Annotated in this window: 10 protein-coding genes; 2 read left to right on the top strand and 8 right to left on the bottom strand. The window is 59.0% G+C overall.

From position 1 onward, the window contains the following. Positions 1-27: 27 nt before the first annotated feature. Positions 28-831, top strand: coding sequence for a SirB1 family protein (locus tag AC1RBR_RS04790; protein WP_492563213.1), 804 nt, complete (start codon positions 28-30; stop codon positions 829-831). Between the two features lie 185 nt (positions 832-1,016). On the opposite strand, the gene AC1RBR_RS04785 is transcribed toward AC1RBR_RS04790, so the two are convergent. The 4 genes from AC1RBR_RS04785 to hmgA all read right to left on the bottom strand — a co-directional run bounded on the left by AC1RBR_RS04785 (position 1,017) and on the right by hmgA (position 5,807). After that, positions 1,017-2,387, bottom strand: a complete 1,371-nt coding sequence (locus AC1RBR_RS04785; RefSeq protein ID WP_492563211.1) for an MFS transporter — start codon at positions 2,385-2,387, stop codon at positions 1,017-1,019. A gap of 159 nt (positions 2,388-2,546) precedes the next feature. Continuing rightward, complete coding sequence (gene maiA / locus AC1RBR_RS04780; protein ID WP_492563210.1) at positions 2,547-3,182, bottom strand: maleylacetoacetate isomerase; 636 nt, start codon at positions 3,180-3,182, stop codon at positions 2,547-2,549. Positions 3,183-3,194: 12 nt separating this feature from the next. After that, complete coding sequence (fahA, locus tag AC1RBR_RS04775) at positions 3,195-4,499, bottom strand: fumarylacetoacetase (RefSeq protein WP_492563208.1); 1,305 nt, start codon at positions 4,497-4,499, stop codon at positions 3,195-3,197. A 3-nt stretch (positions 4,500-4,502) separates the two neighbouring features. After that, complete coding sequence (gene hmgA, locus AC1RBR_RS04770) at positions 4,503-5,807, bottom strand: homogentisate 1,2-dioxygenase (protein ID WP_492563206.1); 1,305 nt, start codon at positions 5,805-5,807, stop codon at positions 4,503-4,505. Positions 5,808-5,972: 165 nt separating this feature from the next. On the opposite strand from hmgA, the gene AC1RBR_RS04765 reads away from it, so the two are divergent. Beyond that, complete coding sequence (locus AC1RBR_RS04765; protein ID WP_097090409.1) at positions 5,973-6,758, top strand: IclR family transcriptional regulator; 786 nt, start codon at positions 5,973-5,975, stop codon at positions 6,756-6,758. A gap of 31 nt (positions 6,759-6,789) precedes the next feature. Here AC1RBR_RS04765 and AC1RBR_RS04760 read toward each other — a convergent pair whose 3' ends face one another. The 4 genes from AC1RBR_RS04760 to AC1RBR_RS04745 all read right to left on the bottom strand — a co-directional run bounded on the left by AC1RBR_RS04760 (position 6,790) and on the right by AC1RBR_RS04745 (position 13,674). Next, entirely contained in the window at positions 6,790-10,272 is a 3,483-nt protein-coding gene (locus AC1RBR_RS04760; protein ID WP_492563205.1) for a dermonecrotic toxin domain-containing protein, read from the bottom strand. Between the two features lie 604 nt (positions 10,273-10,876). Beyond that, positions 10,877-11,788 (bottom strand): SDR family oxidoreductase, encoded by a 912-nt coding sequence (locus AC1RBR_RS04755; protein ID WP_095139541.1) that lies wholly within the window; start codon positions 11,786-11,788, stop codon positions 10,877-10,879. Between the two features lie 201 nt (positions 11,789-11,989). Beyond that, a complete protein-coding gene (locus AC1RBR_RS04750) occupies positions 11,990-12,892 on the bottom strand; it encodes an alpha/beta fold hydrolase (protein ID WP_492563203.1) in 903 nt (300 codons plus the stop codon). Next, positions 12,892-13,674 (bottom strand): class II aldolase/adducin family protein, encoded by a 783-nt coding sequence (locus tag AC1RBR_RS04745; RefSeq protein ID WP_492563201.1) that lies wholly within the window; start codon positions 13,672-13,674, stop codon positions 12,892-12,894. Before AC1RBR_RS04745 ends, AC1RBR_RS04750 begins: the two co-directional genes overlap by 1 nt. Positions 13,675-13,716: the final 42 nt, after the last annotated feature.

Below are 13,716 nucleotides of genomic sequence, written 5' to 3'. Positions count from 1 at the left end.
AAAACGAGGCATTCCCCGGAGATTGCAATGACCCCTCGCCAACGTTTTTTCGAGTGTCTGCACCGTTCACCGCCCGCGCTGTTCGAAGCGGCGCTGTGGATGGCTGCCGAGCACGAAAAAGGCCTGGATGTCGAAGCGCTGCAACAGGACTTCCAGGAGCTGCAACAGCGCGTCAGTTACGGCTTGCCGATGCTGCCAGTCAGTGAACTGGCGCAACCGTTGCTGCGGCGGATGAATGATCTGGGCTTCTCTCAGGATGACTTTCTGCCGTTGCGCCCGCAGGTCGCGTTGTTGCACAAAGTGTTGCAGACCCGTCGCGGCCAGCCGCTGACCCTGTCCTTGATTGCTCTGGAACTGGCGCGTGGTCTGGAGATTCCGCTGGTCGGGGTGAACTTCCCGGGGCATTTCCTGCTGCGGGTGCCCGGTGCTGATCACCTGCTGGATCCCTGCGGTGGTCGGCGGCTGTATCCCAATGATTGTCGCGAGCTGTTGCAGCGTCAGTACGGCGCGCACCTCAAACTCAATGCCGATCATATGGCCACCGCCACCCCGCAGCAGATGCTCCAGCGCCTGTCACGCAACCTGCGTCAGTTGCATCTGGCGCATGAGGATTACATCGCCGCGCTGATCGATGCCGAACGCGTGCTGGAACTGGGCGGTGCCAGCGCCGCCGATTATCTGGCCCGCGCCAGCCTGTATCAACGACTCGATTGCCCGAACGCCGAGCGCTTCGATCTGGAACATGCGTTGCTGCTTAGTGACGACCCGATCCAGCGCCTGCGTCTGACTGAACGCCTCGGCCACCTGCCGCCCAATTCCGTCGTGCACTAAACGCTTTTTGTAGGAGTGAGCCTGCTCGCGAAGCGTCGTGTCAGCGATGAATGCATCGAAACCTGGATCGCCTTCGCGAGCAAGCCCGCTCCCACAGGGTTCAGCGTGGCCCCATCCTTCTGCATCACAACGATCCCTTGTGGGAGCGTGGCTTGCCCGCGAAGCAGGCGCCACCGATTTTCCTGTCAGACCGCGTTATCGTTCTTCGCGAGCAAGCCCGCTCCCACAGGGGATTGTGGGGTGTCTGAGGGCGAGCGCACCTGGATGATCAGCAGCGCCGCAATGACCGCCGGAATCGCGCAGAAGAAGAAAATCTGCGCCACCGGGATGTGCATCGCCAGCAGCATGCTGCCGAACAGCGGCCCGAGGATTGAACCGAAGCGCCCTACCCCCAGCGCCCAGCCAGTGCCCGTGGCCCGCACGTGCGCCGGGTAGAAGTTGCTGGCGAAGGCGTTCAGCGTCAGTTGCCCACCGATGATGCAGAACCCGGCGGCAAACACGCAGGCCACCAGATAGCGTGGATTGTCGTGGTTCAAACCCAGCAGAATCGTGCACAGCGCCGCCCCGGCCAGCACCGCGCAGAGCAGACGCACCTTGCGTTTCAAACGGTCGGCGAACCAGGCCATGCACACCGCGCCCAAGGTGCCGGCGAACAGGAACATCGAGGTCACCAGGTTGGCTTCGTTGAGTTTCAGACCACTTTCCAGCAACAGCGTCGGCAGCCAGCTGATCATGAAATACAGCAGAATCAGGCTGACAAAAAACGTTGCCCAGATCAGCAGGGTCGGTCGCGCATAACCGTTGCGGAACAGCTCGACCACGGTCAATTTGCTGCCCTGCTCGCGCTCGTTCTGTTCGACGGACGCGGCCGGCGGTTGCCAGTCCGGCAGCATTCGCGCGGTGACTTTGCGCAGGCGCACATAGGGCGGTGCATCGCGCAGCAGACGCGGCAACGATTCCGGCAGCATCCACCACAGGAACGGGAACAGCAGCAATGGCGTGACACCACCGGCGAGGAACACCGCCTGCCAGCCAAAGCGATCGATGAAGCCCGCAGCAACAAAACCACCCGCTGCACCACCAAATGAAAACCCACAAGCGGCCAGCGTCACCATCAAGGTGCGCAGACGCGGCGGTGAATATTCCGACATCAAGGCCATGGCACTGGGCATCGCCCCGCCCATGCCGATGCCGCAGATGAAGCGCGCGATCATCAGGGTATTCAGCGAGTCGGCGAACACCATCAGCACTGTCAGGCTGGCGTAGATCAGCACGCAAGCGAGCAGGATGCGCCGCACGCCGAAGCGGTCGGCCAGCGGCGTCACCGCGAGCGAGCCGAGTGTGAGGCCCAACAGGTTGGCGCTGAAAACCGGCCCGAACGCGGCTTTCTCCAGGCCCCAGTCCTGGGCCAGGGCCGGCACCACGTAACCGAGCACCTGAGCGTCATAGCCGTCGGTGACCAGCAACAAGGCGAGCAGGATCAGGAGCAACCACTGATAGCGGGACACAGGACGGGCGTCGAGTGCCGCGCGAAAGCTGGCAATCTGGTTGTGCATCGCAAGATACCTGTTTTGTTTTTATGATTTTTTTGGGGGGACGAATCTCCCCTGTGGGAGCGGGCTTGCTCGCAAAAGCGGTGTATCAGTCAGCATCCCGGTACCTGACACTCCGCTTTCGCGAGCAAGCCCACTCCCACATTGGGGCAAGGTGAAGCTTTAAGGGGTATCGGGCTGATTGGCCGGATGCGCCTTGATGAACGCCGGATGCTCAGCCGCCAACGCCGCCACCCGACAAATCCGCGGATAAGCCTCCAGCGAAACACCGAAGCGCTCGGCCGCATACAACTGCGGAATCAGATACACGTCAGCCACACACGGCCACTCACCGAAACAGAAACCGCTGTCACCGATCAACTGCTCAACAGTCGCCAACCCGTGACTGATCCAGTGCGCGATCCACTCCACCACCTGCGGCTCTTCGTGGCCCAACTGGCGCAGGCGATTGAGCACGCTGACGTTGTGCAGCGGATGCACGTCGCAGCCGATCACCGCCGCCACACCGCGCACATGAGCACGGGTGGCGAGGTCTTCGGGCAGCAATGGCAGGTGTGGATAACGCTCCTCCAGGTACTCGATGATCGCCGGCGACTGAATCAGCAACTCGCCGTCATCGGTGCGCAAGGCCGGCACCCGACCCTGCGGATTGATCGCCAGATACGCCGCCTGGCGATGCTCGCCCCCGGACGGCGCGATCAGGTTGACCGGCAACGCGGTGTAGTCGAGCCCCTTCAACGCCAGGGCGATGCGCACCCGGTATGACGATGTCGAGCGGTAATAGGTGTAGAGATCCATGATCCGCTCCTGTCAGCGCGCCGCCAGCACTTTGCCGCGGCATTCGCCGAAGCCGATCGAGGCAAAACCGTCACGGGCACAACGCGCGCGCAGGATGATTTCGTCGCCGTCTTCGAGGAATTTGCGCACTTCACCGGAGGCCAGTTCGATCGGCTTTTTACCGCCCTCGGTGATTTCCAGCAGGCTGCCGAACTGACCATTTTCCGGGCCGGACAAGGTGCCCGAACCGAACAGGTCACCGGCCTGCAACTGGCAGCCGTTGACGCTGTGGTGCGCGACCATTTGTGCGACGGTCCAGTACATGTAGCGAGTGTTGCTCAGGGTCAGACGATGGGCCGGCAGATTCTGCTCGCGCATGGCCTCGGTAAGCAGCAGCACTTCCAGTTCGATGTCGAAGGCGCCGCCATCCTGATCGCGCTTGTCGAAGAGGTATGGCAGCGGCTGCGGATCACCTTCCGGGCGCGCAGGTTGCGCCGTGCGGAATGGCTCCAGCGCTTCGGCGGTCACCACCCATGGCGAGACACTGGTGATGAAGCTCTTGGACAAAAACGGCCCCAGCGGCTGGTATTCCCAGGCCTGGATATCGCGGGCAGACCAGTCGTTGAGCAGGCAGAAACCGGCGATGTGTTCGGCGGCGTCACCGATGGCGATCGGCTCGCCCATTTCGTTGCCCTGACCGATCCAGATGCCCAGTTCCAGCTCGTAGTCCAGTCGGGCGCAAGGGCCGAAGGTCGGCTCGCTCGCACCGGCCGGCAGGGTCTGGCCTTTCGGGCGGCGCACGTCGGTGCCGGAAGCGCGCACGGTGGAGGCGCGACCGTGATAACCGATCGGCACGTGTTTGTAGTTCGGCAGCAGCGGGTTGTCCGGGCGGAACAGTTTGCCGACGTTCTGCGCGTGCTCGATGCCCACGTAGAAGTCGGTGTAATCGCTGATGCGCGCCGGCAGGTGCATCTGGCAATCGGCAGCCAGTGGCAGCAGTTTCGCGCCCTGGGCTTCGATCGCGCCACGATGAGTGCTGCCCTCGCTGAACAATTCCAGCAAGCGGCTGCGCAAGGCTACGCGGGCTTCGCGACCGAGGTCGAAGAACGCGTTCAGCAGGCCGCCGTGCGTGGCTTCGACCGCGCTGCGTGCCGCGCCGTCGAACAGCCCGGCTTCGAGCGCCACTTGCAGATCGAAAATATGTTTACCGATCGCCACGCCCGCGCGCGGCGCCGAACCGCCGGTACTGAACACACCGAGTGGCAGGTTCTGTAGCGGGAAATCCGCGTGGCCGTTGGCCGAAGCAACCCAGCTGCGGGTGATGGAAGTCTGAGTCATGGGTTATCTCCGGGTCGGGTCGAACGTAGCGGGCAGCGTGGCCCAGCAGGCGTCGTAAGTTGATTGCAGTTGCGGGCAGTCGAGGGCGAAGCGGCTTGGGCGCAGCACCTGACTGGTCTCGAACATGAAGGCCATGGTGTTGTCGATCTTCGCCGGTTTGAGTTCCGCGCTGATCGCTTTGGTGCAGGTTTCGCCATCCGGGCCGTGGGCGCTCATGCAGCTGTGCAGCGACGCGCCGCCGGGCACGAAGCCTTCAGCCTTGGCGTCGTATTCGCCGTGGATCAGGCCCATGAATTCGTTCATCAGGTTGCGATGGAACCACGGCGGACGGAAGGTGTTCTCGGCGACCATCCAGCGCGGCGGGAAGATCACGAAGTCGAGGTTGGCCAGCCCGTGCACGCTGGTCGGCGAGGTCAGCACGGTGAAGATCGACGGATCCGGGTGATCGAAGCTTACGGTGCCGATGGTGTTGAAACGGCGCAAGTCGTATTTGTACGGCACGTTGTTGCCGTGCCAGGCCACCACGTTCAGCGGCGAATGATCGAGCTCGGTGCCCCACAACTGGCCGAGGAATTTCTGCACCAGCGTCGTCGGCTGCTGCAGGTTTTCGTAAGACGCGACCGGCGCGAGGAAATCCCGTGGATTGGCCAGACCGTTGCTGCCGATCGGCCCCAGGTCCGGCAGGCGCAGCGGCGCGCCGTGGTTCTCGGCAACGTAACCGCGCGCCTGCGGATCAAGCAGTTCGACGCGAAATTTCAGACCGCGCGGCAGCACGGCTATTTCCAGCGGCGCGACTTCGAGCACACCGAGTTCGGTGGCAATGCGCAGCCGCCCCAGTTGCGGCACCAGCAGCAGTTCGCCGTCGGCGTTGTAAAACACCCGCTCCATCGAACGGTTGGCGGTGTAGTTATAGATGCTGATGCCGGCTGGTTTTTCCGCCGCCGAATTGGCCACCATGCCGACCAGACCGTCGATGAAATCAGTCGGCTCGGCCGGGATATCCAGAGAATTCCAGCGCAGGCGATTGGGCGTCACTTCACCCAACGGGCCGCCGGCCAGTTGCCGCTCCAGTTTGACGAACGCCGGGTGATTGGCTGACGGCTGAATCCGGTACATCCAGGTGCGCCGCGCTTCACTGCGGGTCATGGTGAACGCAGTGCCGGAGAGCAATTCGGTATAGAGGCCGTACGGGGCTTTTTGCGGGGAGTTCTGGCCGATGGGCAAGGCGCCGGGCAACGCTTCACTACTGAACTCGTTACCGAAACCGGACTGGTACGCCAGCTCCGACGCGTTTGAATCGAGGTTCATGGAGCCTCCTGAACAGGGAGTCGGCAGTGGCCCATCGCTCTGGCTCAGAGCTTTGCGCACGCCGGGGTTGTTATTGTCGTAATTCGATTACGCATAACGTAATTTGCTCGCTATCCAGCGTCAAGCTATAAAGACGCCCATTCGTTTTCGGATTCCGGCCGCACCATGGAAAAAACCAGCGACAGCAACGGCAAACAGAAAGTCCGCTCCGCCGAGGTCGGCACCGACATCCTCAAGGCGTTGGCCGAGTTGTCGCCCTCCACCTCACTGTCACGTCTGGCAGAGCATGTGCAGATGCCGGCGAGCAAGGTACACCGTTATCTTCAGGCACTGATCGCCAGTGGTTTTGCCGAGCAGAACGCCGCCACCAACCATTACGGCCTCGGCCGTGAAGCGCTGCGTGTCGGCCTGGCGGCCCTGAACAGTATGGACGTGTTGAAAGTCGCCGCCCTGCCCCTGTCCGAGTTGCGCGATGAACTGAACGAAACCTGTTTTCTGGCGGTGTGGGGCAATCAGGGCGCGACCGTGGTGCACATCGAACCGGCGGTGCGCGCGGTGACGGTGGTGACGCAACTGGGTTCGGTGTTGCCGTTGCTCAGCTCGTCCACCGGGCTGGTGTTCAGTGCCTTTCTGCCGCATCGGGAAACCGATGAGTTGCGCGCGCAGGAAATCGCCGTCGCCGGCCATCCACTGGCCGATCAAAATGCCTACAGCGGTTTGTGCGAGCAGATCCGTGAACGCGGTCTGCATCATGTGCACGGCTTGTTGATGCCAGGTGTGGACGCGTTGTCAGCCCCGGTGTTCAACGCAGTCGGGCAGATCGCCGCGGTGCTGACCATCGTCGGCCCGACTTCACTGTTCCACGCTGATGAAGACGGCCCGGCGGCGCAGCGGTTACTGGCGGCGTCGCGGGCCGTGAGCTGGCGAATGGGGTATGAGCAAGCCGGTTGAGTCAGGCGATCTCCAGGCGCCAGCCCGGGGATCAGCGCACGATGGTCTGGCTGATGCCGGTTACCCGATCCTTCATCAATTCAGTGAAGAAATCGATCAACTGTTGATCTGCCGCTTTATGACCCGCCGCCTCGGCGACGAATTGCGCCGCCGACCGTGCATCATCGACCAGACCGAGAAACGATCGTTGAACGTTGGTCACCTGCTTGATCACCTCTGCGCTCGCACCGGCTGTGGCGGCCTGGCCGAGGGTAAATAGTCCGATCAACGCGTCCGCGCCGTATCCCAGTGCCGCCGAGTAGTCACCTCGCCGTTGCGCCTGTGCTCCGTCGTAGACACTTTTCATCATCTGCACCGCAACGGCCACGGAGCCAATAGGCGGCACGGCGAGACTGATGACATTCACCACTTTGATCAGGCCATCGTAAACCAGTCCCGCGATAACCTCCTTCAAACTGGTGGTTCGCTCATCGATATCGCTCAATGCACGACGCACTCTCCGATCATGGAACGTGAAGAGGTTGTTCAACTTGGCACGTTCTTGCGTCTTGACCGGAGGCAGGGGTTTCCCGCTTGCGGCAAGATCGTCAAAATAGTCATTGATTACTTTTTGATCGACGATTGCAACCCGGTCAAAGTAGTAATCGCGCATAGGTCCGTATTGGAAACGAATCGATGGAATGAAATCGTTGATGGGTCGATAGGCAACGCCATCTGGCGCATCGGGCGTATATAACCAGTCGTGGAACTGGTCGAGAATGTTCATCCGCAGGATATAGACACCCGCAACCGTACGATCCCCCGCCTTGGTCAAGCCGGTTTTCCCGATATTGAATTCGTAAAGACCTTCATCACCTTCTGCGGACGAATCATTGATCGGGTAGTGATAGACATCCTCTTTCAAACTGCCGACAACCCGTTGTAGCGCTATAAAGATTTCAGAGCCAAACCTGCCATCAATGTAGTTGGAGAGCAGATCGTAATGCATCTGACAGCGAACTTTTTTTGCGTGAACGGCGCGCTTGAATGCGTAGCCAGGATGTTTCCCGTCCAGATAGTCGGTATTGAGCATTTCCGTATATCTGTCGCCAGGACGGAATGTTTTCGATAACGAGGACAGATCGCGAATATCCAGTTGATCAATGGCCGGATGGCCGTCCGTCAAAAAATACCTCGGGTCATACTTGCTCGGATAAGCCGGATTGGCAGCTTCAAACGACAGCCCTTCGATGAGCAGATCCGTTACGCTTTTCTGAAAATCGTCAGTCTGGACAATAATCTGATCCGGATTGATCTCGACATTTCGTCCTCGCGAACGCAACAGACTTTCAAGGTTCTGCTTTACCGCATCGTGGGTAAAGCGTTCGAAAGAAGGGAACGCATTGTCCCTTGCCTCTACGGTGGAGAGCGCTTTCAGTTCGGTATTCAATCGAGCGTAACGTTTGCGCGGCTCAATTCCGAGGTAGCGGTAAGGCGCAGGCGCAATGGTCCTGTGTAACGCCAGTTCAGACTGAAAAGCGAGATTGACGTCATTGAGCAACGGCGCTGTGCCATTGGGGAAAAGGTCCGAGTATTGGGTATCCAGCTTGTACAGATAATGGGTGGAGTGACGGCTGATACCGCGCAAGGATCCGGCATCGTGCAAATAGTCCGGATGAATCAATGACGCCGCGTATTGACGATCAGCGGTCATGGCCGATTCAAACCATTTGTTCAGAGCGAGTACATCCGCGAACGCCATGAAAACGGATTTGCCTGCAGGTGTTATCAGATAAACAAGATAGTTCCGAGTCTCCGGTGCCCGAAAAACCATCACACCTTTCAAGGCGGGCCCTGGAATCTGCAGGCTCAGTTTCAATCCGCGAATAGACACCGAAAGGTCACCTGCCAACGCCCTTTCAATGACCTTCGCTTCGGTTTCACTGAAAACGCCCGAATGGCGCGCAACGAAAAGCGCGAACTCGATGTTGCTGTGCAAGTGGTCGCGATACGCCTGTGCAAACTCCGGCGATGGATCAGTTGGAAGACTGGATACGAACTGCGAGCGCAAGTTGATGTTGCTCAACCATTGCTCAAGTGCAGCAGCGGACAGCCTGCTGCCGGACGGCAGCCCGGTGATGCTGATTTCGGCTTTATACCCCTCGTCATGCAGACCGAAGATGATGAATTCCGTCAGGGTCCGGTTATCGACCTGCTCTAGGGTGCGGCCCCCCAGTTGCATCTTGTGGACGCTGCGCACCTTTATAGTCTCGGCTTCCAGTTGCTCACCCAACGCGCTCATCGCCCACTCGGAAAAACAACGCAAGACATAATCTTTAAACGAGAAACACCTGTCGAAAACCACCCGGTAGTCAGAGTGATATTTCTCCATCGAGCGCTCAAGCTCGACGTAACGCTGCTGAAGAGCGTTACCACCGTTCTTCAGCCAGAGTGGCCATTCGGTCCGCTTGAGTTCTGCCTGCACTTGATCGAATCGACGACCGATGTCAATACGCATCACCGACAACACCTGATTGTCCTGCAATACCCGGCTGAACGCTTGAGTCTGGCCCTTGCGATCGCGCATCAGACTTGCAAGCGTATCGAGTTGTCCCTTCAAGTAAGCGTCGACACAATAGGCAGACACACTCTGCGTGGCTTTGGGGAAAGCGATTTTGCTAGCGGATGCTGATACACGTGTCAGCAACGTTGCGTGCAAGTCGAGATTTTTGGCGAAGTATTCGAAGCCGTTGCCAGGCGTGTGAATGACATAGCCGGTGGATTCATCGAGCAGTTTCATTTCCGGATCCGCCCGCATCGCATTATCGAGCACAAACCCCGGAACAAGCGAAGTGCGAGAGTCGGATTCAGGACTCACCACAACGTTATAAGCGCCGGCGCCGTTTTCCAGATTCAACAAATAGCAATAGCGCGTCGCCATGCCGTGATCCAGAAATCCTGCCATGACTTTTAAAGAAAGCTCCGCTGTCAGCAAAACGTTATAAGCCTGCTGCAAGGCCTGTTTATTTGTCAGTCCGGTCTTTTCAGTTGATGCGACTTTTACGGGTGCGGCCCAATACTTGCCTATCTCCAAACGCAGACTGCTCTCCATGTTTCGCAGCGTATAAGTAATAGCCTCCTCAGCCTCGATAATACTGAAGCCCTTGACTCTCATCTCTTCGCCAACGGTATCGGGCAGGTGAAAGACGCCGTCCCCGCCGCCAGCCAGATAGCTCGGTACCACATTATTATCAAGACAATGAAGCAATACCTCAGACAGTTTCCCTGAAGGGCGACGTTCAATCTCATTGGACTGATCGGTGATGTTTATATAAACATTATCGATATCGATATTCTTCTGCCGCTGCTGCAATTCTTGCTGCAATGCCTGCCGAGCAATCTGCCGAACTGTCGGGATCGCCTCAACAATAGCGAACAAATTATCCTGCGCGGCGGTAGCCTTTACCCACTCAGCCCTCCACGTTACTTCCGCACCTTCAGAACCTCGCATCAAGCTTTTGTATAACTTATCCATATTCAAGTCCTATCTTTCAAGTTCAGTGCGCGGAACCCCGCATCACTGCGATAGCGAAAGATAGTTTTATTTTTAACAAACAAGAAGCGCCAGTTCATTTCAACAAATATAGATTACAAGGTATTAATCGAAATAAAAAAAACCACCTGTCAAACATGACAAATTTACAAACATATATTCCGCACCAAAGCTTTATAAAGAGTAACTAACTCAACCATCCAGAAAACCTCAAAGCGAGATATGTCAGGCTGCGAATGCTCTGCGCAGTCCGTGCAGGGTTCAAGTGGCGCAATCAAGACTGTTGCACGCCCCGTAACAGTGCATGTCCGGAATCGCTATTTTTCCATTGAGCTCAAGTGCTTATTCTGAGCGGGCTTTCACGGCACCCGCCGCAAAGCGCCAAGCCTTGGCTGCTGAGCAACTCGCGCCATCGCTGACCGATTTCAGATGAGTCGATGCATCGATTGATCGCCCCGGTGTTCACTGACGTTGATTTGTAGCTCCTTGATCCAACGTCTTACCTTGGCCGCTGCGTTTGCAGCGGCCTTTTTTATGGGCGGGATTTATACCGGAGTCATCGATCGCTTGCCGGGCATGCCAGATATCACACCGAATACTTCTGCAAATTCGCCATCATTTCCTTTAGCGCTTCAATGTTGTCCTTGGGATGCGCCGCGCCTTCAAAATCGCAGATCTGCTGCCAGTGCGCCGCGACATCCTCCGGGGAGAAACCGCTGCGCGGATCGAAGCCGGCGCCGAGGCTGCGTTCCCAGCGCACCTTGCCCATCCAGCCGCCGCCGACTTCAAACAGGCCGGACGTTTCCTGGCACTGTTCACTGGCCAGGTACACCACCAGCGGGCTGACCAGTTCCGGTTTCAGCTGTTCGAACACCTGCGGCGGGATCAGGCCTTCGGTCATGCGCGTGCCGCCGGTAGGCGCGATGGCATTGACCAGAATATTGTTCTTGCGACCTTCGATGGCCAGGGTACGGGTCAAGCCGTAGAGACCGAGTTTGGCCATGCCGTAGTTGGACTGACCGAAGTTGCCGTAGATCCCCGAGGTCGATGCCGTGAAGATCACCCGGCCGTAGTTTTGCTCACGCAAGTGCGGCCACGCGGCGCGGGTCACTTTATAGGCGCCCTCGACGTGGACGCGATAGACCAGATCCCAGTCGGCGTCGTCCATCTTGTGAAAGGTCTTGTCGCGCAGAATCCCGGCGTTGTTCACCACCACGTCGACACGGCCAAAGGCGTCGAGGGCGTTCTGTACCAGTTTGTCGCCGTCGGTGACCGAGTCATGGTTAGCCTCGGCGATGCCGCCGGCTTCACGAATTTCCGCCACCACACGATCGGCGGCGGAGGCGTTGGCACCTTCGCCCTGGGTCGAGCCGCCGAGGTCGTTGACCAGCACTCTGGCGCCGTGCCGGGCGAACAGCAGAGCGTGCGCCCGACCCAGGCCTCCGCCGGCACCGGTGACGATCACGACTTTATCTTCGAAACGTACGGACTCATTCATCGCAGGAACTCCAGCAGGCCAGTATTGAGTCCGAGTGTCAGGCACAGGGCTTTGGGTCACAACGAATACGGCTGAGGCTGAATGGTGCGCGATAAGGGTGAGGGATGATGAGGGCGTCAAAAGATCAAAAGATCGCAGCCTGCGGCAGCTCCTACAGAAGATCGGTGTAGGAGCTGCCGCAGGCTGCGATCTTTTGATCTTTCAGGAGCATGCGACCTTGCGCGGCGGCAACTCCAGGCGCTCACGAAACGCCAGGTAATGCTTGAGCACCTGCACCGGCGCTTCGATCTGCGGATAGTGGCCGATACCTGACAGTAGCACCGTATCGGCGTCGGCAATCAGCTCGCGGTAACGCTCGACCATGTGCGCACCGGAGATCGGGTCGACTTCGCCATCAATCACCCGCAACGGCACTTCACTGCGCTGCATGGCCGCCAGCCAACGGTCGCGCTGCACACGGCGCTCGGGGATGTAGCCGATCAGTTTGTGCAGGATACGCGGGCCGCGATGGGTCTCGATCAGGCTCCAGAAATCGTCCAGTTCACTTTCGCTGGGACCGGTCTGCGGGCCAAAGATCTGCCGGAAACTTTTCACCAGTGCATCACGGGTGAACGCCCGGCCGATCATCCAGCCCAGCGGGCTGAGCAGCAGCTTTTGCATCAGCACCGGGCGATGGGTTTCGGGGAACAGTCCGCCATTGAGAAAGACACAGCTGGCGACCTCGATGCGCTGTTCGTAATGCCGGGCGAGCAGTTCCTGGGCAACGCTGTCGCCGTAATCGTGGGCCAGCACATGCACCGCTTGCTCGATCTGAAGATGGGCCAGCAGCGCCTGTTGCAGGTCGGCCTGCTCCAGCAGGCTGTAGCGGTGATTCAACGGTTTGGCCGAGTCACCGAAACCGAGCATGTCACAAGCGATCACCCGATAACGCTGGGCCAGTGGCTGCCACAGGTAGTGCCAGTCCCAACTGGCTGTCGGGAAACCGTGGATCAGCAGCAACGGCTCACCCTGCCCCACCGTCCAGTAACGGATCGACTGGCCGCGAAAGACAAACGTCCGGCTGCGTTTGCGCCAGACACACAGAGGGATCTCGGCAAGAGGCATCAGAGTTTATATCCGGGGTCTTGTTTATCGAGTTTGCGCAGCAACGCCGGCCAGGCCAGCGCGCCACCCATGCCTTGAGCACTTTTGGTGACGCCGGCGATCATCGCTTTGGCGCCCGCCAGGATCTGCGGTTCGATGGCGATCAGTTCAGCAGCGCCGGTCTGCGCCATGACCTGAATGTCGCAGGCGCGCTGGAAGGTGAACATCATCAGAAAGGTGTCAGCGATGGTGCCGCCGCAGGTCAGCAACCCGTGGTTATGCAGCATCAGGAAATTATTGTCGCCCAGGTCGGCCTGCAAGCGCGCCTTCTCTTCGTGATTCAGCGCCACGCCTTCGTAGCCGTGATAGGCCAGGCTCGACAACACAAACAGCGACTGCTGGCTGATCGGCAACACGCCCTGCTTTTGCGCCGACACCGCTACGCCGGATGCGGTGTGGGTATGCAGCACGCAAACCACATCGTGCCGCACTTCGTGCACGGCGCTGTGGATGGTGTAACCGGCGGGATTGATTTCGTAGGGGCTGTCCATGAGCTTGTTGCCGGCCTGATCGACTTTCACCAGGCTGGATGCCGTGATCTCATGGAACATCAACCCGAACGGGTTGATCAGGAAGTCTTCGGTGCCCGGCACCTTGGCGGAAATATGGGTGAAGATCAGGTCGTCCCAGCCATGCAACGCTACCAGTCGATAACAGGCGGCGAGATCGACCCGGGTCTGCCACTCCGCAGCACTGACCTGGTCTTTGACATCAAGGGACAATTGGACGGGGGCTACGCTCACTGTATGCACCTCTGCGTTCTTATTGTTCTGCACGTACGAGCA

This window comes from Pseudomonas sp. GW823-FHT01D03, from assembly GCF_058798255.1.
The sequence above is the reverse complement of the archived record's forward strand: the minus strand, read 5'-3'. Positions and strand labels throughout refer to the sequence as shown.